The sequence below is a fragment of the Cellulophaga sp. F20128 genome (genome assembly GCF_023015805.1).
Lineage (GTDB): Bacteria > Bacteroidota > Bacteroidia > Flavobacteriales > Flavobacteriaceae > Cellulophaga.
The window spans coordinates 1-25,337 of the sequence record NZ_JALKBA010000017.1 but is presented as its reverse complement, the minus strand read 5'-3'; the positions used below and the strand labels follow the sequence as shown (position 1 = coordinate 25,337).

The following is a 25,337-nucleotide window of genomic DNA, read 5'->3' as shown; positions in this document are numbered from 1 at the left end:
AAGTTTCGGAATTATAAAACATTATAGAAAAATTAAAAATGAATTATTCAAAATTATTGGCTTCAGTTATTTTAAAAATATATAAGATAAAAATAGTAGTAATAGGTATTGTTTTTATTTCTTTTTGGAGTTGTAATGGTCAAACAACCGATAAGGTTTTGCAATTAAAGGATGGAGATTATAAGTTAACTATAAGTAAGAAAACATTTCAATTCCAATTTGAAGATGTAAAAAAGCATCAAAACATTCCTTCAGCGTCAAATTCTGGTCTTTTAATAAATGGATACCCTGTTGTTTCAGTTGTTCAACAAAATTTTAAAAATAAAGAAGAGCTCATAGTAAAAGTAAGGACATTAAAAGGGGATGAGGCACTAGTTGAAGTTCGTTTTAATGCAGGTATTACTACTTTTAACATCACCCCTTCGAATGAAAAAATAAATGAAATTTCACTTCAACTAGGTGGAATGCCGGTTGCCCATGGTTTAGGAGATGCAGCTGCGTTTAAAGAAGAATTTAATATTATTAATAACAAGGAGAGTATTTATACTATATTAAATGATGGAGGGGGTAGAAGATGGGCTAGTACTTTTGCAATTTTTCCTCAAAATTCGTTTGCTGGAGTATTTTTTGATAAGGGCAAAAAAGTAGTAACCCTTAAGGAAGACAAATATGCGATGAATATTACCAAAGCTGGAAAAGCTAAATTTTATTACTTTCTTGGTAACCCGAAAAATATTTATAAGAACTACAAAAAGGTTAGGGAATCGGAAGGTTACTTAGATGTAGTACCTAAATTTAGACTTTTTGAGTTGGGCTGGGAGTCTTGGGATGCACTTGGCTGGAATACAAACCAAATTACAGTGCAAAAAATTCTTCAAAAATTTCATGAGAATGATTATCCTATTCGTTGGGCAGTAACAGGATCTGGATTCTGGGATCAAGGAGGTACCACCACTAGTTTTGGAAAGTGGGGAGAGAAGTTTCCAGATGCCTTGGTCTTTAAAAATTGGCTGCATGCCAATGATATTAAATGGATGATTGGTCTAAGAACTAATTTTATTCCGGAGGGAGGGCCCTTCTATCCCTCAACCAATAAAAGGGATAAAAATTTAAAAGTCAATTCATTTTATGGTAATGAACTATCAGCAGAAGCAAAAAAAAATGATTTTTTGGTTAACGATAGAAATGGAGAAATTCTCAGTATTACCTCAGGAGTTTTTCCAATTGTTCCTAGTTACCTTCTTAATGGTGATGCGCCCGGAGCAGCAGAATGGTACCAGAAGCAATATCAAAAATGGGATATCGATGGCATCAAAGAAGACACTATGATGAAGATAGATTCACTAACGGGTATATATAATGCTCCAATTCGGGAAATTGCTGCTCAAGGTGGACTAGTGATGGCAAGAAATGGTGAGTTTTCGAGTCCAGGAACGCTTTTAAGAATAAATGATACCGGTGTTGGAAATTTAGATAAAAGAATTCCAATAAACTATTTGCAATATGCGGCTAGCGGGTTTCCAAATGTATATTCAGATGTGGCTGGTGTGCATAATATGGATAATCTTAAGGATGTAGATCGGAATATAAGACATACCTGGTTATTGGCGCTTACGGCCGGATTAGCAGTAGGAAAATATCCAGAGAAATGGCCAAATGATAAATTGAAATCCTTTAAAAAGGCTATTGATTTTCACTATCAATTGGGTCCCTATATGTATAGTGCGGCTACGGAGGGATATCGTTCCGGATATCCTTCAACCCTTACACCTTTAACTATTGCATTTCCTAAAGATACTACTGTTGTTGATCATCCAAATTTCCAATGGATGATCGGGGAATCCATTTTGGCGACCCCATTATTGAAAAACTCGGAGTCAGGTAAAATGGATGTGTATTTGCCACAAGGTGTATGGTATGATTATGAAAGTGGAAAAAAGTTTGAAGGACCTCTAACACTTACAGATTACCAAATACCATTGAATAAAATACCAGGTTTTGTTGGAGGTAAAGGGGTAATTGTACTAAGAACGTCAGATAATTTACCATTAATGGCAACTGTTTATCCAATAGTGAAAAAGAAAACTTCCTTTTATTTTAACTATCCTGATGGGGTAAGTCAAAGTATGATTACCTATAAAAAATGGAAAACTGCAGAGCGTATTAAATTGATGAATATTACTTTGAACAAGGAAATGGACTTCACCATTGACAGCGTAACGGATAAAATAAGCTTTCCCATAGAACCAGGACATAACTACAGCATAGTAGAAAAATAAAATTGCAGATTAGTACTATAGAATAATTACTAAAATTAATATTTTTGTAGGAGGAAATTTTGATGATCGACACTGCAAAAAAACGGTGGTAGTATACCCTTATAATTGTTTTTAGCAAAACCGTATTTTCTATTGCTTTGTTTAACCCATTCTCCTGATACATTATCCTCCTTCCCAAGTTGTAGTATACTTTTAATTAGATGGATTGTAACTAAACAGTTCTGTTTTCTATTTATTGGTGTTCCTCTTTTTTTTGAAATGACTCATTAGTTTTTTATATGAAAATGATGGCTATCTACTGTTCATAGCTATGGTGTAAAAGGAGATAAACAGAAGCTTTCAAAAGTTTTAAATTTTGAGTTTAAACTCACCATAAAATAGAGTATCACCAGCTCTTTTATTCGAAAACTGTGCGTACATAATAAATCCTGTAATTCGATTTGCCTTGAATTAAAATATTTCGGAATCGATTCCGGTAAATGGAAACGTTTCCAGAATCGCTTCCGTTAATTAATACCGTTAAATCATTGTTAATAAATGCAAATCAGTGTTAATTTATAAAAGCTTTTAGTCGTCATAAAATGTGATAATCATTTAAAATTGAGTGGTTTAGTTATTGTTTCATTTAATGAATTTTACCTATAAGAATAATGCAAATTATTTTTAAGGATTAAGGTTTCTCGGAAATCATATGATTAAGAATAAATTTTTTTTCGTATCAGAATGTTGCAACTATTTAATTTAAAGTTCTCTTTTCAGTACATGAAAAAATTCTAAAAAGTACATTTTATAAAGCTTAGCTGTTTTTTAAAATATTTTCTATTAATAAATACCTAACCAAAAAAGGAGCCTGTTATTTAAACGAACTCCTTGAATTACTAATCTCTAATATTTAATTATGAAAAAAAGTTTGATGATCGCGACCTTCTTTTGGTCTTTTCTTTCGCTCTGTGCGCAGGAAAAACAAATAACGGGACGCGTAACTGATGAATTCAACGAACCATTATTTGGCGTGAATATATTGGTAAAAGGTACGAACAACGGTACAATGACCGGGTTTGATGGCGACTATTTAATAAAAAATGCATCCGTTAATGATACCCTGCAATTCACCTTTGTTGGAATGGAACCCCAACTAATAGCTGTGAATAACAGAAATGTTATCAATGTTGTTATGCGAGGGGATGCATCGGAGTTAGAAGGAACCGTGGTAACCGCTTTCGGTGACATACAAAAAAAAGAAAGCGTAGTAGCATCTATTCAAACCATTAGACCGAGCGAATTAAAAATTCCTTCCAGTAATTTATCTACTGCATTAGCAGGGCGTATTGCGGGGTTAATCTCATACCAAAGGTCAGGTGAGCCTGGTGCAGATGGTGCGGATTTCTTTATAAGAGGGGTCACATCATTTGGTTATGCAGCAGGTCCACTTATTTTAATTGATGGTGTTGAATCTCCAGTTAGCGAATTAAATTCTTTACAACCAGATGATATAGATACCTTTTCTATTATGAAAGATGCTGCCGCAACTGCCGTATACGGGGCCAGAGGAGGAAATGGAGTTATTAACGTTACAACAAAAACTGGTGTAGAAGGCAAATTAAAAATTAATATCCGGCATGAGCAATCTTTTAGTAGTGCTACGGATCAAATTAATTTAGCTAACCCTATTACCTATATGAAGCTGCATAACGAAGCTTCTTTAGCTCGAGATCCTTTTGGTGGAAGGTTTTATAGCCTTGAAAAGATTGAACAAACGGAAAAAGGAGCGAACCCTTTTGTATATCCTGCGACTGACTGGTACAATTTATTATTTAAGGACAATGTGAGAAACTCGCGAACTAACTTCAATCTTAGTGGTGGTTCACCTAAAGTCACCTATTATTTGGCAGCAACTTTTAATGAAGATAATGGAAATATAAAAGTTCCCAATGAGAATGATTTTAATAACAATATTAATGTAAAAACATTTGTATTACGATCTAATGTGGGCTTACAATTAACTAAAACTACAAAAGCAACTATAAGATTTACAGGCCAATTTAGGGATTATAATGGACCTTTAGTTAGTGGTAGCGATGTGTATGGAAGTGTTTTGCGTGCTGATCCAGTAGCCTTTGTTCCTTTTTTTAACTCAAATGCCCTAACATCTCCGCGAAACCATATTTTGTTTGGAAATGATCCGGCGGAAAATTTTGTAAATCCTTATGCAGAAACGGTGAAGGGGTTTAGAGAGTCTACCGATACCCAAATGAAAACCCAGGTTGTGATTAACCAGGATTTTAATTTTGTTACCGAAGGACTCACAGGTAGATTTTTGTTTTCTACGGATAGGGCATCCACTTTTAATGCGGAAAGACAATACAATCCTTTCTATTATAATGTAGCTCCAGGATCATACAATCCTACTGATGATACATTCTTTTTATTACCCATTAATGCTGAACAAGGAACTGAATTTTTAGATTTTAGCACCGACCCTGAAAAAAGAACCATCAGTGCCTCAAATTACTTTGAGATGGTTATGAATTACAATAAAAAGTATGGTGAAAGGCATAGCCTTGCAGGTATGTTAGTCGCCACAAGAAGAAACTCACAAAAACCTGGTAACACTTTATCTACTTCCTTACCTTCTAGAAATTCAGGATACGCAGGACGGTTTTCGTATGGACTTAATAGTAAATACTTCACGGAATTAAGTTTTGGAATAAATGGTAGTGAAAGATTTGCTAAAAATCACCGATGGGGATTCTTTCCTTCTGGTGGTTTTGGGTATATGATATCCAAAGAAAAGTTTTGGGAAAGTTCCCCCTTACTTCATAAAGTTATTACTTCAATGAAGTTAAGAGCAACCTACGGTTTGTCTGGAACAGATGCAATCGATGACGGATCAGATCGTTTCTTTTATTTGTCTGATATCAATTTGATAGATAACAATAGGGGATATGCTTTTGGAGAATTTGGAGATGTTTTTAGCCCAGGTGTTAGCACTAATAGGAATCCAAATAATTTAATAACCTGGGAGACTTCTAAAAAATTAAATTTGGGTATAGAGGCAACGGTTTTTGATAAATTTAACGTGATTGCTGAATATTTTACAGAGAGACGAGATAATATTCTACAGGCAAGATCTACAGTTCCAGTAACCCTGGGATTACAAAACACTCCAATTGCAAACGTAGGTAAGGCAAAAGGTTCTGGAGTAGATTTGTCACTTGACTATAACAACAGTTGGCATAATGGATTGTGGTTGAGTTTACGAGGTAATTTTACGTATGCAAGAACAAAATTTGCATTTTATGAAGATGTAGATAGGTCAGAAACACCTTGGTTAAACCGAACGGGACTTTCAACTTCGCAAACATTAGGGTATGTTGCTGAGCGTTTATTTATTGATCAGGCTGATGTAGATAACAGTCCAATACAAAATTTTAGTACTTATGGACCTGGAGATATTAAATATCGTGATATCAATAATGATGGTGTAATTGGTTTTGATGATCAAGTACCAATCGGGAATCCAACAAGGCCAGAAATTATTTATGGATTTGGATTCAGTGCAGGATATAAGGGGTTTGATATTTCTGCCTTTTTCCAAGGATTAGCAAATGAAAGCTTCTTTATTAATACCTCAATGATTCAACCATTTATACGAAATCAAGGCGGTAAGAATGCATTACTACAGGTAATTGCTGATGACCATTGGTCCGAAAGTAATCCCGATCCAAAAGCATTTTGGCCTCGATTAACAGACCAGTCCTTAGAAAATAATGAGATAACAAGTACGTGGTGGATGCGTGATGGCTCATTTTTACGATTAAAAACCTTAGAAATTGGGTACAATTTTCCTGAAAAAATAACCGAAAAGTTAGGCTTAGGTAGTGCACGGTTTTATGCCACAGGTGTCAATTTATTAACCTTGAGCAAATTCAAATTATGGGATCCTGAATTGGCTGGTAATGGTTTTGGATACCCCATTCAAAAAGTATTCAATCTAGGCTTAAAAGTTGGATTATAGCGATTGGAAATTACATTCTGTTTTTATCCTTACGGGGATAGTATACAATGTAATTATCAGGACACCATTGAAATATAAAATAGAAACAATGAAAAACAGAAACAAATGAAAAAGTATATTATAATAGCGTTCATTACACTAATTTCATTTAGTTGTAGTGATTATTTAGATGTTATTCCAGATAACATAGCAACATTAGATCTTGCCTTTCAAGACAGAACTACTACGCTAAGGTATTTAGCAACATGTTACAGTTACATGCCTAGTTTTCAAAATATTCGAAACAATCCAGCGCAGAGTGGAAGTGATGAGTTTTATATTGATCCCAATTCATTTTATGGTAACGAGGCTAATAGGAGAGGAGTATTGATGCGAAACGGCCTTCAAACTGCAGAGGATCCTTATTTTGATCAATGGAATAGTATGTACGATGCCATTAGAGATTGTAATACATTTCTAGAGAGAGCACCTGGTGTTTCTGCCGATCTTCCGGATTTTGAAAAAAGACAATGGATCGCCGAGGTTAAATTTCTAAAAGCCTTTTATCACTTTCAATTAATGAAACTTTATGGGGCAGTTCCTACCGTTAAAGAAAATCTAAGTGTTGAAGCAGGGATAGAGCAAACGCGTATTAGTCGTGAACCATTTGACAGCTCTGTGGAGTACTTGGTAGGACTTTTGGATGAGGCAATTGAGGACTTACCAGCAGAGATTATTAATCTTAGTATTGAAGCGGGTCACATTACAAAAGTTATTGCCGCAACGGTAAAGGCAGAAATGTTGATAACCGCTGCCAGTCCATTATATAATGGGAATTCGGATATCAATTTCTTAAAGAACAATGATGGAACTGCTTTGTACAGCGATAGTTTCGATCAAAACAAGTGGAGCGTTGCTGCCACAGCAAGTAAACAGGCATTAGACCTAGCCTTGAGTGCCGGACATTCTTTTTATGAGATAACACAATATCCTAATATTTCAGATTCCACACGAATTGTTTTGAACCGGAAACAATGTGTAATGGAACAATGGAATTCGGAAATCATTTTTGCAACAAATCGGTATAACACCGCAAATGTTGAAACTGTGACTCCTTATTTTTCGCAATCCCAACATACTTGGGCTCCATATAATACGTATATAGCTCCATCTTTTGAAACTACCAATTTCTTTTATTCGAGCAATGGTGTGCCTATTGATGAAGATAATAGCTATCCGTATGAGCAACGCCATAATGTTGTTCTTGTTCCTCAGGAAGAAAAATTTTATGCATTACCAAATTATGAAACCATGCAGATAAATCTTTCTAGAGAACCTCGATATTATTCCAATTTGGCTTTTGACGGAAGCAGATGGTTTGGAAACGGAAAAACCAAAGATATAAACGAGGGGGCCAATGCCAATGATGAGAGTTATGTATTTAAAATGAAAGAAGGCCAAGAACAAGGAAAAAATGGAAATTTACGTTTTTCTCCAACGGGTTTATACTGTAGAAAACTTGTTCATATAAATTCAGTTTATTCCAGTTCATCTCAAAGCAGGACAGAACGTAATGCTACTTTTGCTATTTACCGCTTGGCTGAACTTTACTTGTTTTACGCGGAAGCGTTAAATGAAAGCTTGGAAGCTCCTAATCAGGAAGTTTATAATGCTATTGATGCCGTTCGTCAAGTGGCAGGACTTAAGGGTGTTGTAGAGAGTTGGACTAATTTTAGTAAGTTCCCTGATAAGGTAACTAATAAAGAAGGTATGCGCGACATTATACGACATGAACGAACTGCAGAATTTGCCTTTGAAGGAAAACGTTATTTTGACATTAGGAGATGGAAAACAGCGAGTGAGCCTATGAATAAACCTATCCAAGGTTTAAATGTAACAAGTGATATTACAAGCGAATTTAATCAGATCATTGCTATTGAACAACAAAAGTTTTTTGGACGTGATTATTTTTTGCCGATCGAAGTTTTAAATTTAAGAACCAACAAAAATTTAGTTCAGAACCCAATGTGGTAAATAATTGATGATATGAAAAATACAGTATTTTATTTAATAGTTATCATGGCTTTATTTAGTATGTCATGCGAAGAAGATGATAATCGTGGACAATTCGCGGTTGATCATAAAGCTCCTGGTCTGGTATCGGAAATTAAGGTAGAAAATGAAAAGGGTTTTAGTGTTCTAACATACACAAATCCTTTGGATGAAGACCTCCTTTATGTAGAAGCTAAATACATTAATTCTCTCGGAAATGAAGCCATTGTAAGAGCTTCGGCATTTACAAATACCATGAAGCTAAATGGATTTTTACGATCAGCAAAAGTGCCGGTAGATGTGATTGCTGTCGATAAAAGTTTGAATGCATCAAAAGCTACTCAAATTGAAATAGAACCTTTAGATAATACCATGTTTGATGTTTTTGAGTCATTAAACTTTCAGGCTGCTTTTGGTGGAATAAAATTGTTTTGGATGAATGAAGCAGAACAAGAATTGGTTATAGATTTTTTAATATATAATCAAGAAAGCAACACATTTAGTGATTACGAGAGTATTTTTACTACTGCCGTTAGTGTCAATCAAACCGTACGTGGACTAGAAGCAGTCGAAAATGAGTTTGGTGTTGTTATTCGCGATGAATATGGCCAACGAACAGATACTTTAAAATTCAAGGCATCACCATTTTTTGAAGAGCAAATAGATCCTGTGGCATTTAGAGAATTGCCCCATAATCCTGATTTTAATACAATCTCTTTCACAACGGGGTTTGCTTCAATGTTTAATGGAGCAGTAGGAAAAGATAGCTATAGTATTTTCGGTAGTGGCATTGATAGAGTTTATTTTACAATGGATTTGGGAGAAAAAATAAAGCTTAGTCGTTTTAAAATGGGAATTCGGTTTGATTTTGTTTATGCGCACAGCCAACCAAGACATATTCTATTGTTAGGAACTAACGATGCGGCAATAGCGAATGATCCACTTAGTGTTGATTCCGAATGGAATGCGATAGGTGAATGGTATGACGAAAAGCCTTCCGGAAATCCTGCAAATATTGCCCCAACCGAGGAAGACCAAACAGCGTTTGACAAAGGAATTGATTTTGAAATTGATATTAACGCCAGTTCATATCAATATTTACGATTTGTTACCCTGGAAAGTTGGGGCCAAACTGACCGTATGTGGTTGGGTGAATTGACATTTTGGGGAGAACGAAACTAATTAAAATAAAATTAAAATGAAGAAACTAAAATATATATATGGCCTTGCCATTTTGCTATTAATAGTAATGACATCATGTAATCAAGATATGAATGAACTCCATTACGAATGGTTAAAGGATGGCGAAATCAATTACATCGGCAAAATTGATTCTTTGAGTGCTTTTGGAGGCAATAAGCGAATAGAATTTCAATGTTATTTAAGCGATCCACGCGCTACATCGTTACGGATAATCTGGAATGAATTAGGTGTTGATAAGCAAGTAACCGTACCGGTTCAACAGCATGAAGCTGCTGAAATGTTTAGTTTTGTTATTGGAGAAAATGAAGAAATAACAGAAGGGGAATATACATTTGCTTTCATTTCTATTGATGATCTAGGGACAAAATCAATTTCGTTTAATAGTTTAGGTAAGGTTTATGGACCAAAATATCAACAAACTTTAAACAACAGACTTGTAACAAGTTTTGAATTGGCTGATGGTGGAATTTATTTGCAACTTAGCTCGGCTTTAAATGAGGACGATAAAGGTATAGAGTTAATGTACAATAATGGTTCCGAAAACCTAGTTCTAACCTTTACAGCAGAAGAACTGAAGGATAGAATATTTTTAGATAATCCAGATTTTAATACATCAATTACCTATGCCACAATATATCAACCAAATAATAGTATTGATGTTTTTAAAACAGAAACTGTAACACCACCAATAGAAAAGTTAGTAAATATTGCATTGGGTAAGCCAGTTACTTCAGATAGTAATTTAAATGATTCTTTTATTCCAGAAAATGCCGTTGATGGAATTATAGGCGATAATGCGTCACGATGGATTAATGATCGTGTCGTTGGTAATCATTGGATAGAAGTAGATTTCGAAGGCACTTTTGATATAGAAAAAGTAGTTGTATATGACGATTCACCAATTAGTGATTTTATTTTACAAATTGAAGTGGGTGGTATTTGGCAAGATCTAGAGAATATATCGGCTAACAATCAAAAAGTTTTTACGGGCATATATGACGGGGTGAGCGCAAGTAAAATACGTTATACATTTGAAACATATGATACAGATCCCAGTGAGATTATTAGGATGTTTGAACTTGAAGTTTTTTCAACTGTTAAAATTCAATAAAGAGACATAAATTAATTGTAGTAAAAGGTAAGAAGGTCGCTTGAAAATTATTTTCAGGCGATTTTCTTTTAAACAGAATTATTTCAACTATTTATTTAAAAACTTATCCAAGGATATCTCTTATTATTGAAATTAGTTCTATTTTGTTTTTTGTTTTGGAACGAAATTTTATTTTTAGATTTTTATGTTTATCCATACATAGGTATATTTAGCAAAAATTATGTTATCTAACATTTGCCAAATCTATGCTATTTCGTTGCAGTTTTTTTTTAATCGCTTTTTTATTTACTTCCTGTAGTTCTCCAAAGGAATCAGATATTATTTTTGAAGATTTTGAAAAAGCCAACTTCGATAATTGGGAAATACAGGGCGTTACTTTCTATAAACCTTCACAATTGGACTCAATTGATGAGAACATAAAAAATGTGCAGGGAAAATATTTTGCCTTTTCAAATTTTATAGGGTCAGGGAAAAGCTATAATCAGGGAAAACTTGTATCAAGAAGCTTTGTAATTAAAAGAGATTTTATACATTTATTGATTGCTGGAGGACATCACGAAACAAGGGAATGTGTAAATCTAATTGTAAATAATAAAGTAGTTCGGGTTGCGACCGGCTCAAATGATAATGTATTAAGGAAGATATCCTGGGATGTAAGTGATATGCAAGGTCAAAATGCTGTTTTGGAAATTGTAGATGCAATGGCTACAGAGTACGAGCGAAATTCCTTAGCTTATATTATTGTCGATAATATACTATTTAGTGATTATAATTTTACCAAGGAAGAGGTATTTGAAAATTTCGAAAGTGGTACCTATAATAATTGGAAAGTTGAAGGGGATGCCTTTGAGGTTCCACGTGATAGAACTAATATTTACTATCCCATAACGGCAAATGGTTTTAAAGGAAAATATTTTGCTTTTTCGTTTGGGGAGACACATGATACGAAACAAGGGAAACTTACTTCAAGTCCTTTTAAAATTAAATATGACCGTATTAAGTTTTTAATCGGGGGAGGTAATCACCAAGAAAAGACTTGTGTTAACTTAATTGTTAACGATTCCGTAGTTTTTTCTGAAGTAGGGCAGAATGATGGACAGATGAGGTGGCACCATTGGAATGTAGACCCTTTTGTGGGGAGTATTGCTAAAATTGAGATTGTAGATCATCATTCCGGAGATTGGGGGCACGTTATGGTGGATGATATAATTTTTTACAATAAACCGATCGATTTTAGGTTACTTTATTATTTAGGAATTGGTGTTTTCTTCCTTGGTGTAATCTTTTATTTAAATAAAAGATCAAAATTTAAATGGAAGTCCAACTCCAAATTTAATGGAAGTGAAGAAGAACTAGAAAAATTTAATACACTAAAGGAGTATATTGAGAATTCTAAAATCTACATAGAACAAAATCTATCAATACATGAAATTGTAAAGAACTCTGGAATAAGCGAAGTAGACATCAATCTTCTATTTGAAAATGTAGGCAACACATCCTTAAGCAACTACATAAACTTTTTAAGGGTAGAAGAATTTAAACGGCAACTGAAAGACCCAGCAAATGCTGCTTATACAATGATGTACCTTGCAGAAAAAAGTGGTTTTAATTCAAAAACTTCATTTTATAGGGTATTTAAATCAGTAACCAAGCGTACACCTTCTGAATATAAGAAGAGCCTTCATCAGAATCATTGATCTTGAAGTTTTTTATATACCTATATCACTAAATACTTAAATTTTTACTGGATACTTCATTGATTGCCATCTGAGCATTTTTATAACAATCGAAATTAATCTATTCCCTATTTTAGGAATTAGTTGCTTCCTTAGTTAAACAAGCTACACCTTCATTTTCCAGATTTTTAGGCATTATGCAACATATTATCCATGCTTGTTTTTGGAAAAAGTGGGGTTATTATTGAAATATTCCGCTATTTGTTTAAAAATATAAACTCTTTAAAAGTCCCTTATTTAGAGGTTTGGGACGTCCCAATGTCATTATGGGATACAATATGCGCTCAAAATCGGCTAATTTTTAAATTCTAAACCTAATTTAGGGCAATCAAAACCGTAAGGTTTAAACTAAGGAAGTAATAAGCTAAGAATTAATAGTTATGAAAATAAATAGGCAGTGTAGAACTAAAAGTAAATTAATTGAAAACGATAAAGTTGGAACGGATCAGTTGTCTACTATTATTAAAGGAGTTTTGAATACAAATTTTTTGATATTAACTTTTCTTATTTTAGGAAATTTTAGTTGTTCTGCCCAACGGAACTCTGTGGCAGTCTCACTTTTTGATGGTACAACATTAACGGGCTGGGAAACAGTAAAAAAGCAGAACGCATCACTTTGGAAAGTAACCGATAGTACATTGATAGGAGGTGATGGAACAATTAAAATTCCTGAAAATACGTATTTGTATACAACACAACAATTCCAAGATTTTGAATTTCGTTTTCTATTTAAACTAACAGGTGATCATAGCACTGGTCTTATCAATAGTGGTGTGCAGTACCGTTCTATTATAAAGGATAATCATATAATTGGGTATCAGGCCGACATTGGTAAGGGGTATTGGGGAGATATTTATGATGAGCACCGACGAGGTAAGCTGGTTAGTGGTGACCTCAGTACACTAAAGCATATCCTAAACGAAGATGGGTGGAATAGTTATATTATTCGCTGTGTTGGAAACAAACATGAACTCTATATCAATGGTGTAAAAACAGTTGAATATTTAGAAAAAGACAGTTTTATTCCTTCAAAAGGGGTAATAGGAATTCAATTGCACAGTGGTGGAAATGCAAAGATTGAATTTAAACATATAACTATAACTGAGCTGTAGAAAAGCACAATCATTAATATTTAAGGAAAACACATGAAAATTAAAAGAATCATACTTTTATATGGCTTTGCTATGGCCTTAACTAGCCTAGGCTGCAAACAAAAAACACCTGTTTCTGAAGGCGAAGACCCTAGTGGTACTGAAGCTATAGACTACAATAGAAAAACCCAATCTGCCAGAACAGAAATCTATTCTCCAGAAGAGGAATTGGCTGGTTTTCAAGTACCCGATGGCTTTGTTGTAGAATTGGTAGCGAGTGAAAGAGAAGGTGTTGTGAACCCTATTAATATGGCTTTTGATGATGCTGGTCAGTTATGGACACAAACTGCAGAAATGTATCCCTTAGATCCGGTAACCAATATAGGCTGGCAAGATTTGTTGCGATTAATGGATGACCCTGCAGCCCAAGAGAAGGATCCTAATTTCAAAAGAATTTTAGATCTTTATCGGGGTAAGACAAAAGGGAAGGACAAGATATTAGTGCTTTCTGGATTATATGGTAAAAACAAAGCTTCAGCAAAAATTTGGGCAGACGGTCTAGCTATTCCTCAAAGTATACTACCTTATAAAAATGGGAGTTATGTTGCTCAAGGTTCAGAATTGTTTTTCTTAGAAGATACGGACAATGATGGAAAGGCAGACAAACGTACGCCTTTGTTTACTGGGTTTGGTATTACAGATACGCATACTATGGCACATGTATTGGTTCGTGGTCCTGGGGATTGGATTCATTTTAGCCAGGGTGCTCTAAACAAAGGAGAGGTTAGCTCCTTGGTTAGTGATGCAAAAATTCGGTTAGACTTCAGTAAAATTGCTCGGTTTTCCTTAGATGCAAAAAAGATAGAATTGGTGAGTTCAGGGCTCAATAATATTTGGGGATTTAAGCTCAGAGGCAATGGGCAGTGGTATGGGATGGAGGCCAATGACATTGGTTATTCTGTAGCGCCTATGGAGATAGGATCAGGTTTTCCAGGGATTGGGAACGATCGACTTAGGCCTTACCAGCCATGGATGCCTGAATTGCATAAATTTCGAGTTGGTGGGACTGGAATTTCAGGTGTCGCTTTTGCAGATGACTTAAATGGGTCATTTCCTGAAGAGTGGAAAGATGTAGCTTTTATAGCAAATCCTATTACGAGCGCTATTAATGCCGTTAAAATTGTCCGCAACAAGGATGGATCTGTTTCTTCAGAACATTTGCCGGATTTTTTAACCTCCAAAGATGATTGGTTTAGACCAGTCAATATGGAGTTTGGTCCTGATGGATGTTTATATATTGCGGATTGGTACAATAAAATTGTTTCTCATAATGAGGTAGCAACTACCCATCCTGATCGAGATAAATCGCATGGTCGTATTTGGAGGATTCGACATAAATCTCAAAAAAAGCGGGAAATTCCCAATTTTTATGAAGTTAAGACCAATGAATTAGTTGATTATTTAAAGTCGCCTTCTATTTGGGCAAAACGTGCGGCGTGGCACCAGATCAGCGACCGGCCTATAGAAGAAACTTGTAATTTGTCCAAAGATTTAATACTTCTCGTATCGGATACAAATCAAGATGAAATTACACGCATCTTGGCGCTATGGTCTTTGGAAGGGATAAAGCATTATGATGCTAAGGTAATGAGAGCCTTATTGGCAACCCAATCTGATAATCTTAGACGTGAGGCTGTTCGCTCTTTACAATCCTTTTCTTTAAGTGCCGATTTACTTGCTAATTTATTGCAAGGACCGTCAAAAGACAATAATCCTATGGTAAGATCACAAGTTTTGAGGACCTTGGATGCGGTTCATACGGCAAGTGCCGAAACCATAGGGCTTTTGGTAGCAGCTTGTAATCCACCTCTTGACGGGAATAGTATGGGAGGAGCATACGAACGTAATTTTGAGAGATATTTAGCAAGGAAAGCCCTAGAGAACTACCCAAAAGAACTGTTGCGTTTTATCAAATCAGCGAAATCCTCACAATACAATACTTCTAATTTAATTTGGGCCAGTCAGGCATTGCCAAAAGAAGAACGAGAACAAGTCTTTGTTGACCTTTGGAAAAAATCAGATCAAAAGGATTTGGATGAGCCTACCTTTATAATTGTTGCCGGAATGTTGGAGAATAGAAAAGTGCTAAACGTTGTTCTTCCAGTTTTAGAAAATGAAGCTGAAGCACAAAAACATGTTACGCTTACTCTAAAAAATATAGCGAAGGTACAATCTGAAGCGCTGACCCTATCATTAATTAAACCGATAAAGCACTTGTTGAAAAGTACAGATAGAACACAACAGAACCTAGGGTTAGAAGCAGTGGGTAAATTAAACATTCACGCTCTAAGAAATGCCGTAATACCATTTGTAGATAAAGGGTTTTCTTCTGAAACTATTAAGCTTGCAATGTTCGCTCTAAAAGGGCAACCCATAGAAAATAAGGCTGTTTTTGAGCGGATAGCCAAAATGGAAACTTTGGAACTGGAGTTGCGGGCCTCTGCAACACAAACCCTGGCTAAGGCAGATATCCAATCCGCAGAAAATAATATAAGTGGTTGGGCACCTAATTTAGAGGAGTCTGAAAAAAGTAAGGTCATTAAGGTATTGTCCAATTCTGAAGAGGGAAGTACGCTTTTAAAACAACTTGTGGGAAAGGGGACATTGACAACCGAAGAATTTGACCTGTCGAGTGCAGAAAAAGTATTTCAGGCTAACAAACAAGACGAAAGGGGGATTACCATATTAGATCAAGTTAAAGAAAGAATTGAGGCGGAAAAGATAGCTTTTGAATCCAAATTAGGTCGTTTTATGGCTATTGCAGAGAAAAACGAAGGAAACCCTGCAAATGGTGAGAAGCTGTTCCAAGTATGTTTATTATGCCATACTGTGGGGGATAAAGGATTTGATTATGCGCCAGCTTTAGACGGATCTGCTTTACGAGAAAACGAAGCGCTTTTAACGGCTATTCTAAATCCAGATGCAGCCGTAGAAAGTAGCTATGCTGTTTACAGAGTGACTAAGAAAGATGGTGCAACTGTAGATGGTTATATGGTTAAAAAGGATGAAAGAGGAACAACTGTAGGATTTATGGGGGGCAGTAGTCAATTTATCCAAGCTTCAGAAATTGCATTTGAAGGATTTTTGGGAGGACGCTCCTTTATGCCCAAAGGCTTGATTGAAAATTATTCAGAAGAACAAGTTTCTGACTTATTGTCTTATATTAAAACATTAAAGTAATCTGGAAATTTAATTTATGAATTTTATAAAAAAGTATAGCGCAATACTTTGTTTTTCTATGCTTCCGTTATGCACTATTTTTTCCCAGTTGCAAAAGAAACCTTTAACGGAAGTAAATTTTGAAAAAGTACAACTCTTAGATTCCTATGTTTCTGAAGGTGTTTCAATTGGTGATATTGATTTGGATGGCCACTTGGATATTGTTGCTGGTCCTTTATGGTGGAAAGGGCCTAATTTTAAGGAAAAATATGCCTATGACACCGTAAAATATTTTCCAATTATAGGTCCAGGTTTAGAGGGATACTCAACAATTTTTTTCACGTTTACAGGACATATAGATAATAACCGTTGGACTGATATCTTACAGGTAGGGCTTCCGGGGGAGGATAGCAAATGGATCAAAGACCCTGGGAAGTCCTCCTATGCGTTTATTGAGGGTGTTCCTAAAACTAAATATTTACCTGCACTTAGTAAGGTAGGGCATGAATCTCCAGTATTTGTCAATATTATTGGGGATGAAAATAATGAACTTTTAGCCTTTAGTGATGGAAGACTTGTGATAGGAGTCCCTTCTAAAAAAGTAAAGGAAGAATGGAAAGTACTTGCAATTAGTGAAGTAGACCCAAGTCGTTTTCCGGTGTATTCTCATGGCTTAGGAGTAGGAGATATTAATGGAGATGGCTTGCTCGATATAATTGAAAGAAGGGGATGGTGGGAGCAACCTATCAATTGGGATGAATCTGCACTTTGGAATTTTCATTCGTATCCTTTTTCACCAGGAAAAGGAGGGGCTCAAATGTTTGCCTTTGATATTGATGGTGATGGTGATAATGACGTGGTTACAGCAATGGATGGTCACGGTTATGGATTTTCTTGGTTTGAACAAATAAGAGATCAGGGTGAAATTGTGTTTAAGGAGCATAAAGTGATGACTCATAAAAAAGAGGATAACCCTTATGGCGTTTCTTTTAGCCAGTTGCACGCCTTAACCATTGCCGATATTGATAATGATGGAATTCAAGATATAGTAACCGGAAAATGCTATTACGCACACAATGGTCGAGACCCAGGTGCGGAAGAGCCAGCAGTTTTGTATTGGTTTAAAACCCATAGGTGGGGAAATGGAATTGTAGAATTAATTCCATATCAGATTGATGATGATTCTGGTGTAGGAAGGCAGATTGCAACCCATGACCTTAATGGAGATGGGAAAATTGATATTGTCAGTTCCAACAAAAAAGGGGTGTTTGTCTTTATCCAGAAGTAAGATAAGAATGAAAATTATTTAAACAATTAAAAAATAGAAGTATGACCAGACATTACGGAATGTTTCAGTTTAAAAAAGAGGTTAGTAAAACGGACATAGATAAATGCTTTACCACGATGAATGCTATGGTAGGAAAAATACCAGGATTATTAGATATGGAGTATGGCCCATATGATAGTACAGAAGGGTTAAACGATGGTTACACCCATGGTTTTATTATGACTTTTGATAGTCCGGAATCTCGAGAAGCCTATTTGCCTCATCCTATTCATGAAAAGGTGAAGGAATTGGTAATCCCCAAATTGGAACGCGCTGTTGTTTTTGATTTTAATGTTTAAAGAAAAATGAAAAGGAAGCGCAATGAAAGATAAAAAAATAGTGATACTCGGTTGTTTTGATACTAAAGGAGAAGATTTTACGTATCTCCTCAACTGTCTTAACGTGCATTATCAGCCAATACTCACTATTAATGTGGGGGTTATGGAAACTTCAGTTGATTTCTATATTGATGTTGATAATGAAACGGTGGCTGCCGCTTCCGGGACAAGTATAGAGGCCATTCGGGCTTCTAATGATCGCGGTAAGGCGGTAGAACTTATGGGTAGGGGAGCTGCCGTCATTCTTGCAGATCTTGTTGCTAAAGAACAAATTAAAGGTGTTGTTGGTATGGGCGGTGGTGGCGGTACCTATATCATTCTGGAAGCAATGCAAGCGGTGCCATTAGGTATACCTAAGTTATGCTTGTCTACGGTTGTTGCTAAAGACCTTTCCAGACAGATAGGTGTCAAGGATATTACTATGATGTCTTCAGTTGTGGATGTGGCTGGTCTAAATAAAATCAGTAGGTTATTGATACGACAGGCTGCGGCAGCAATAAGTGGGATGTCACAAGTAATTGCAGATAAATCAACATCAACCAAAAAGAACATTGCAATTTCTATGTTTGGGAATACCACTAAATGCGTAGATAAATGCACGGAACTGTTAAAGGAAAAAAAATATGAAGTTATGGCTTTTCACGCAACAGGAGTAGGTGGTACTACGATGGAAGCCTTAATAAGGGAAGGAGTTTTTGATGCTGTGCTTGATGTTACAACAACGGAACTAGCCGATGAACTTTGTGAGGGAATTTTGAGTGCTGGACCAAATCGGTTAACGGCAGCATCAGAAATGGGAATCCCACAAGTTGTGGTTCCGGGCTGCTTGGATATGGTGAATTTTGCACAAATAGATACTCTTCCTGAAAAGTATAAATTGAGAAAGCTTTATAGTTGGGCCCCAGACGTTACATTGATGCGGACCAATATTAATGAGAATAAAATTTTAGGCAAGCAGTTGGTAGATAAATTAAAAAAAAGTAAGGCTCCAGTAGAGATCCTTATTCCCCTAAAAGGAATATCGCAAATAGATAAGGAAGGCGATATTTTTTATGACCAAGAAGCTGATAATGCCTTGTTTCAATCCATCAGGGATAATGCTAAAGGTTATATGAAGGTTCTTGAAATGAATGCCCATATTAATGATGATGCCTTTGCCAAATTATTAGTAGATCGATTGTTAAAAATAGTAGAATAAATCAAAAGTAAATAAATCAAAAAAAGTAAAGATTATGCCAAATAAATGGACAGGAAAGGGTAACCCCTACACAAGAGAAGAAGTGAGACAACGCTTACAAAAAACCTTGGCCGAAAAAAAAGCTATTATAGGTGCTGGTGCAGGAACTGGTATAAGTGCTAAATTCATAGAAAAAGGAGGAGCTGATTTTTTAATTATTTACAATTCGGGTCGTTTTAGAATGTCTGGTCATGGTTCTACTGCCGGCTTAATGGCTTATGGTGATGCCAATGCTGTAGCGATGGAAATAGGGGAGTTTGAGGTATTGCCCGTGGTTGAAGAAATTCCTGTATTCTGCGGAGTTCATGGTTCTGATCCTAGAAGGAGAATGTGGCATTTTTTACAACAGGTTAAAGCAATGGGTTTCTCTGGGATTAATAATTTCCCCACACACTCTATTGTAGATGGGAGTTTTAGAGATATTCTTGAGGAAACTGGAATGGGTTTTAGCAAGGAAGTTGAAATGGTACGTTTGGCTACTAAAATGGATCTTTACTCATGTGTTTATGTGGCCACGCCCGAAGAAGCTGTTCAAATGGCTGAGGTTGGTGCCGATGCTATAATTGCACATGTTGGAACAACTGTAGGTGGTTCTATCGGTGTAGTAGGGGCAACTGTTGATATGGACTTTGCAATCAAAAGAACCCAGGAAATTATAGAAGCTGGTCGGAAAATTAATAAGGATATTATTTTCTTAGCACATGGAGGGCCAATTAATACGCCTGAAGATGTAAAGATCATCTTAGAAAATACAGATGCGCACGGGTTTGTAGGAGCCTCTTCCTTGGAACGCATGGCAGTAGAAACTTCCTTGACCGCCTTGACACAAAAGTTTAAAGCCTTGGAGCTTTAAGGAGAGATTGCAATTTTAAGCGAGGTATCCACATTACTAAATAAATATCAAACAAAATTAATTATGAAAAGAGTACCGACAAATGATGCTTCTAAGAAAAGAATACTTTTCTTAGGTTGCTTTATTGCTTTGTTAACAACAGCATTTGGTTTTATCACTAGGGTGTTTCTTGTAGATTCTTGGAGCGAATCCTTTGATCTTAATCCAGCTGAGGCAGGGAGGCTTATGGGGATCGGTATTTGGCCCTTTTTTGTAGCTATCATATTTTTCAGTCTTCTAATTGATAAAATTGGCTATAAAGTAGCTATGATATTTGCCTTTGTTAGTCATATAACATGGGGAGTAATGGGATACTTCGCTTATCAATATTTACAATATGGTGATATAGATACAGCCTATAATCTCTTGTATTGGGGAAGCTTAATTTTTGCATTGGGTAATGGTACTGTAGAGGCTTTCATTAATCCCGTTGTGGCTACCATGTTTAGTAAGGACAAGACCAAATGGTTAAACATATTACATGCTGCATGGCCTGGCGGATTGGTACTTGCAGGTATCATTTTAATAGGTATGGGCAATGTAGAATGGTGGATAAAGATTGTTATCACCGTGGTTCCGGCTATCCTTTATTATTTAATATTAATTCGGCAGAAGTTTCCGCCAAATGAAAGGGTTGCAGCCGGAGTGAGTTATAAAGAAATGTTACAGGAGTTTGGGGTAGGGGGAGCTTCATTGGTGGCATTTTTAGTTGTTTTGCAATTGAATGATTTTTTTGGACTTAAATCAGAAGATTACTTATTGCGTTATGGGTTCATAGCCATTGGTGTACTTATGGTAGCCGCCTTTGGATGGTATGTAAAGACTTTGGGACGCCCCATATTATTATTTCTATGCTTTATAATAATGCCTTTAGCGACAACCGAATTAGGTACCGATTCTTGGATTCAGTCTATTATGCATGGAATAGCGAGCAATAAAGGATTTGATGCAGGTTGGGTCTTGATTTATACCTCAGTCATTATGTTGGTACTCCGACTTTTTGCAGGTTCTATTTTACACAAAGTATCACCTCTTACCTTATTGGTTATAAGTTGTGTTCTAGCTATAGGTGGACTGTATTTTCTTTCGATATCAACAGGTTGGTACATTTTTGCTGCTGCAACCCTATATGGTCTAGGTAAGACATTTTTCTGGCCAACTACCTTAGGTGTTGTTGCAGAACAAACTCCTAGAGGGGGAGCACTTACTCTGAACGCAGTAAGCGGTATTGGTATGCTAACGGTGGGTATGTTGGGCGCACCTATAATTGGGGCATTTCAATCCAATTCACAGGTAGAACAACTCCAGAACTCTACTGAACTTGCTGAAGCAGCTCCTTCACTACTAGTATCGGATGGGAAGATAAATTTACCACTTAAAGATGAAACCATCTATTCCATAATCGATTTTCAAACGGTAGATACGCCACAACTTAAAGGGTTATTGGTGAGGTTGGAAAATTCTGATGAAATACATTCTATTATTACGGAGCTAAAGAATGTGGGAACCCAAAGGGCCCTGGCCAAGGTTATTATTTTTCCAGTAATTATGTTGGTTTGTTACCTTATTTTAATTTTCTACTTTAGAACAAAGGGCGGGTACAAACCCATAGTACTGAAAAAAAGCAAGATTTGATTCTTTGCTCTTGTATTTGATCTATTTTACTTCTCACTAAAATAAGAGCTAGGAATATTAACTTGGCTGATGAATTTAATAGATATAATCGCTGTGATATGTGGGGGGATTTATAATTCACCTATTTATTTTATTGAATTTGATAAAGGTGAGTGGAAGATTGGTTCATGCTTTCTATTGTTTTAAAGGAATTGTTATGACTTTATCGTTCAGTTTATTATTGAATATTTGAACATTTACACAAGATTTTGTATGTATTAATTGGTTTGTGTTTAAATTTTTATTCGCCCTAATATTGTTGGTAGCAAAGGTGATATTCCCAGTGCTTTTTGCAGAAAGAATCTGTTGACTACCCAAAAAGAATTGATTGTTGGTTATGGCAATATTGCTATGTACGGGTTCACCTTCTATGATTACTGAATTTTCAGGATGGATATTGAGTACAGGCCCACCACAATCGATAAATTTATTATTGCTGATAGTTACATCTTTTACATAACCAGATTCAAACCAACTATTAGCATCATCAGATATTAAAATAGCACTCATAGCTGTTTTAAAAAATTCATTGTTATCAATAACTATTTTACCTCTTGTTGTTGTAAGAATACCTCGTGTGGGTATGTGAACAATTTTGTTATTTTTAATAGTAACATTGGCTGTCCATGAACTATTTTCAATTACATCGTTTATCGCTATAGAGCGAGGGATGTTTTTTTCTAATTCCAATTCAACTTCTTTTTCATTGAGAATATTAATTTTGGAGATTACATTTTTTGAATAAGGTAATAAGGTTTTGGCTCTAATGAATTCAATACTATCACCGATAAAAAAAGCCTCAAATCCATATGTTTGTGGATGCATAAAACGGACTTTTATTTTATTGCTTGCAATAGAATCTGTAATACGGAGGTGGGTGCCATGCACATTTATAGCATCATCATTGGCCGCGGATAAATAGGAATTTAAAACTTGAATTTCACCTTTACATCCAGAGAAATGAAGAATATCTGCCCAAGCTGCACAAGTTCTTCCAGAACCCACTTTTGGAGCAACAACAAGGGAGTCAAAAGTAAGGTTTTCGGAAAACTGACTCACAATTCCCATACCATGCATAAAATGAATAGTGACATTTTTCCATAGTATATTTTTGCTTTTCTGCATAAATATTGAAGCATAATCACGAAAAGTATTTCGGTTCTGATAGACTAACCCTTTTGTAAATCCAGATTTTTTATCAAAATGGATACGTACTTTATTTGTTTCTAACTCACTAAAACGCATAGTGCTTACAGGAATATGCTTGCGGGATACCTGTTGGGTTTCAGGGTTAAACTCTTGCCAAAGGTCTTGAGCATTGTGTTTCCATCCTTCTCCGACCCAAACAAGAGTACTGTCTACTATCTCATAGTTTGAGTCCGTATGAATCTGAACGTCTGCAAATTTTTTTGCAACGTTTAAAACGAGTAACTCTGATACTGTTGGCCGTTTATAATCAAAACTAAGATCTTCTACACTGATGTTACTACAATTATTTAAAGATGTTTGAATTGTTTTTCCTCTAAAATTGATTTCGGCACCAACCCCTTTTAGCTTTACATTTTCAGAATTATACAAATAGAAAGCAACGGATTTAAGGGAATCAGGAGCGTCATTGGCATTGGAAATATGAAACTTGTTTTTGAAAAATTCTTTGGGGTAAAAATCATATTCTCCCTTGGCAAATTGAACAACTATAGGCGCCTCTGTTGTTCCTTTACCTATTAGATATAATGATTCTCTAAATGCCCCAGGAGCCAATATTTCAATGCTGTTTCCTTTGGTAAGGATTAATTGATTTACCCTTTTAAAAGTCTTCCAAGGAGATTCTTTCTCTGTTCCAATATTAGCATCACTGCCACTAACAGGATCAATATAATAGGTGCTTTGCTCTTTTGAAAGAGTACGTTCACTTTCATCAGGATAAATATTTCCTGAATCTATAGTGGTTGTAGCTGAATTACATCCGACGAGTATTAAAATTAAAAAAGGTGTAATTATACGCATCATAACGATATTTTTGAAAGGTATTATAGTTTTGTGACTGTAATTATAGTCATTTATATATTAACTTAATTTTGGTAGGGAAGGTTAGGGGTGATAACCCCTATGTTTAATGAATTAGCTCTACTGATTTCTTAAGTTTTTAAGACCTAGTTGCAATTGGATTACATCCTTGAAATTCAATATTTTGTGTAACAAAACCTATAAATTTCTGCATACTATTGGATTTGGATTCTTATTTTATTTATTTTCTTGTCCGTTGTAATTAACCCTTAAAAAGCCAACATAAAAACTAAAATTTGTGTTTTCATCGTTTTAAGTATTAGTTAAACCACAAGACTACTCGGTATTCTATTTAATCAAAGTTATATTCTAGAATAAAAACCTAGGTACAAATTATACTTATAAGTAAAATACAAGAATGAATTTAAAGATGAAATATTTTTATATATCAAACCTAATTCAATGGAGTTTATGCGATTGAAATTTAAAGAAAAGCGATCGTTGTTTGAAGATAGGAGGGTTTATATTTGTTAAATTGTTGCTTAAAGCGCACAACAAACTATTTATAAGTGCGTTAAAATTAAAACTCCAACTACCAACCTATGATTGTATATAGTGGTCATCATTTAAATGTCAAATTTGAAAAAGAAAATAACCTTTTTGTTAATTCTTGGAAAAAACCACCTGAAACTACCGAAATATTTAAAAGTGAATTATTAGAATACCGCAAGGCGCTAGAGAAAATTAACCCGACTCAAATTATATGGTTGCAACAAAATTTTACTTTTAAAATTGATGATGAAACAAAATTATGGGTAGAAATTAATATTTTAAAACCAAGGTTTGATGCTGGTTTTGTAACTGCTGATAAAGATGGTTTTCACCCGATTGCTTTTGTTGTTGGCCAGGATGTGCTTTCTCATATGGAAGTTATGGGTGTGTTTAATGAACCCTCTCCTAGTGTTTTTAATCCTAAACACTTTGCTAACGAGCAGGGAGCTAGAGATTGGTTGAACAAAGAGTTTTCTTTACCTTTAAAAAAAGCTAAAAAGACCGAACTTATTTATAAAGGATTGAATGATGAGGGTGATGCTATTATTGAATTTCGAAGCTCTCCTACTGATATTGAAAATACCATAAAATCTTTCAAAACAATACTTGAAGAAAATGATTT

Annotated in this window: 15 protein-coding genes; 14 read left to right on the top strand and 1 reads right to left on the bottom strand. The window is 35.3% G+C overall.

Translation table 11 applies throughout. The features are described 5' to 3' along the window. The first annotated feature begins 38 nt into the window (after positions 1 to 38). From MWU65_RS13955 to MWU65_RS13895, 13 genes are all read left to right on the top strand, one after another. Complete coding sequence (locus MWU65_RS13955; RefSeq protein ID WP_247078861.1) at positions 39 to 2,279, top strand: glycoside hydrolase family 31 protein; 2,241 nt, start codon at positions 39 to 41, stop codon at positions 2,277 to 2,279. Between the two features lie 898 nt (positions 2,280 to 3,177). Then, the gene (locus tag MWU65_RS13950; RefSeq protein ID WP_247078860.1) at positions 3,178 to 6,297 is read left to right on the top strand and encodes a TonB-dependent receptor; all 3,120 of its coding nucleotides are present in this window, start codon (positions 3,178 to 3,180) and stop codon (positions 6,295 to 6,297) included. Between the two features lie 105 nt (positions 6,298 to 6,402). Further along, a complete protein-coding gene (locus tag MWU65_RS13945) occupies positions 6,403 to 8,310 on the top strand; it encodes a RagB/SusD family nutrient uptake outer membrane protein (RefSeq protein WP_247078859.1) in 1,908 nt (635 codons plus the stop codon). A 12-nt stretch (positions 8,311 to 8,322) separates the two neighbouring features. Then, positions 8,323 to 9,510 (top strand): DUF5000 domain-containing lipoprotein, encoded by a 1,188-nt coding sequence (locus tag MWU65_RS13940; protein ID WP_247078858.1) that lies wholly within the window; start codon positions 8,323 to 8,325, stop codon positions 9,508 to 9,510. A 16-nt stretch (positions 9,511 to 9,526) separates the two neighbouring features. Beyond that, on the top strand, positions 9,527 to 10,642 hold the full coding sequence (locus MWU65_RS13935) for a DUF4998 domain-containing protein (protein WP_247078857.1): 1,116 nt from the start codon (positions 9,527 to 9,529) through the stop codon (positions 10,640 to 10,642). 245 nt (positions 10,643 to 10,887) lie between these two features. Beyond that, the gene (locus tag MWU65_RS13930; protein ID WP_247078856.1) at positions 10,888 to 12,339 is read left to right on the top strand and encodes an AraC family transcriptional regulator; all 1,452 of its coding nucleotides are present in this window, start codon (positions 10,888 to 10,890) and stop codon (positions 12,337 to 12,339) included. Positions 12,340 to 12,758: 419 nt separating this feature from the next. Beyond that, complete coding sequence (locus MWU65_RS13925) at positions 12,759 to 13,490, top strand: DUF1080 domain-containing protein (protein ID WP_247078854.1); 732 nt, start codon at positions 12,759 to 12,761, stop codon at positions 13,488 to 13,490. A gap of 33 nt (positions 13,491 to 13,523) precedes the next feature. Then, complete coding sequence (locus MWU65_RS13920; RefSeq protein WP_247078852.1) at positions 13,524 to 16,709, top strand: c-type cytochrome; 3,186 nt, start codon at positions 13,524 to 13,526, stop codon at positions 16,707 to 16,709. Between the two features lie 16 nt (positions 16,710 to 16,725). Then, on the top strand, positions 16,726 to 17,976 hold the full coding sequence (locus tag MWU65_RS13915) for a VCBS repeat-containing protein (protein ID WP_247078850.1): 1,251 nt from the start codon (positions 16,726 to 16,728) through the stop codon (positions 17,974 to 17,976). Between the two features lie 41 nt (positions 17,977 to 18,017). Further along, positions 18,018 to 18,314 (top strand): Dabb family protein, encoded by a 297-nt coding sequence (locus MWU65_RS13910; protein WP_247078848.1) that lies wholly within the window; start codon positions 18,018 to 18,020, stop codon positions 18,312 to 18,314. Positions 18,315 to 18,336: 22 nt separating this feature from the next. After that, positions 18,337 to 19,551, top strand: coding sequence for a Tm-1-like ATP-binding domain-containing protein (locus MWU65_RS13905; protein ID WP_247078846.1), 1,215 nt, complete (start codon positions 18,337 to 18,339; stop codon positions 19,549 to 19,551). A 34-nt stretch (positions 19,552 to 19,585) separates the two neighbouring features. Then, the gene (locus MWU65_RS13900) at positions 19,586 to 20,443 is read left to right on the top strand and encodes a phosphoenolpyruvate hydrolase family protein (RefSeq protein ID WP_247078844.1); all 858 of its coding nucleotides are present in this window, start codon (positions 19,586 to 19,588) and stop codon (positions 20,441 to 20,443) included. Between the two features lie 63 nt (positions 20,444 to 20,506). After that, positions 20,507 to 22,117 (top strand): MFS transporter, encoded by a 1,611-nt coding sequence (locus MWU65_RS13895; RefSeq protein WP_247078842.1) that lies wholly within the window; start codon positions 20,507 to 20,509, stop codon positions 22,115 to 22,117. Positions 22,118 to 22,291: 174 nt separating this feature from the next. Here MWU65_RS13895 and MWU65_RS13890 read toward each other — a convergent pair whose 3' ends face one another. After that, on the bottom strand, positions 22,292 to 24,166 hold the full coding sequence (locus MWU65_RS13890) for a right-handed parallel beta-helix repeat-containing protein (RefSeq protein ID WP_247078840.1): 1,875 nt from the start codon (positions 24,164 to 24,166) through the stop codon (positions 22,292 to 22,294). Positions 24,167 to 24,765: 599 nt separating this feature from the next. On the opposite strand from MWU65_RS13890, the gene MWU65_RS13885 reads away from it, so the two are divergent. Further along, positions 24,766 to 25,337 (top strand): hypothetical protein (locus tag MWU65_RS13885; RefSeq protein WP_247078838.1); only part of this gene is annotated, 572 nt, incomplete at its 3' end.

Coding starts and splice junctions, on each gene's coding strand:
- MWU65_RS13955 (WP_247078861.1), top strand. CDS start 39: ATGAATTATTCAAAATTATTGGCTTCAGTTATTTTAAAAATATATAAG.
- MWU65_RS13950 (WP_247078860.1), top strand. CDS start 3,178: ATGAAAAAAAGTTTGATGATCGCGACCTTCTTTTGGTCTTTTCTTTCG.
- MWU65_RS13945 (WP_247078859.1), top strand. CDS start 6,403: ATGAAAAAGTATATTATAATAGCGTTCATTACACTAATTTCATTTAGT.
- MWU65_RS13940 (WP_247078858.1), top strand. CDS start 8,323: ATGAAAAATACAGTATTTTATTTAATAGTTATCATGGCTTTATTTAGT.
- MWU65_RS13935 (WP_247078857.1), top strand. CDS start 9,527: ATGAAGAAACTAAAATATATATATGGCCTTGCCATTTTGCTATTAATA.
- MWU65_RS13930 (WP_247078856.1), top strand. CDS start 10,888: ATGCTATTTCGTTGCAGTTTTTTTTTAATCGCTTTTTTATTTACTTCC.
- MWU65_RS13925 (WP_247078854.1), top strand. CDS start 12,759: ATGAAAATAAATAGGCAGTGTAGAACTAAAAGTAAATTAATTGAAAAC.
- MWU65_RS13920 (WP_247078852.1), top strand. CDS start 13,524: ATGAAAATTAAAAGAATCATACTTTTATATGGCTTTGCTATGGCCTTA.
- MWU65_RS13915 (WP_247078850.1), top strand. CDS start 16,726: ATGAATTTTATAAAAAAGTATAGCGCAATACTTTGTTTTTCTATGCTT.
- MWU65_RS13910 (WP_247078848.1), top strand. CDS start 18,018: ATGACCAGACATTACGGAATGTTTCAGTTTAAAAAAGAGGTTAGTAAA.
- MWU65_RS13905 (WP_247078846.1), top strand. CDS start 18,337: ATGAAAGATAAAAAAATAGTGATACTCGGTTGTTTTGATACTAAAGGA.
- MWU65_RS13900 (WP_247078844.1), top strand. CDS start 19,586: ATGCCAAATAAATGGACAGGAAAGGGTAACCCCTACACAAGAGAAGAA.
- MWU65_RS13895 (WP_247078842.1), top strand. CDS start 20,507: ATGAAAAGAGTACCGACAAATGATGCTTCTAAGAAAAGAATACTTTTC.
- MWU65_RS13890 (WP_247078840.1), bottom strand. CDS start 24,166: ATGATGCGTATAATTACACCTTTTTTAATTTTAATACTCGTCGGATGT.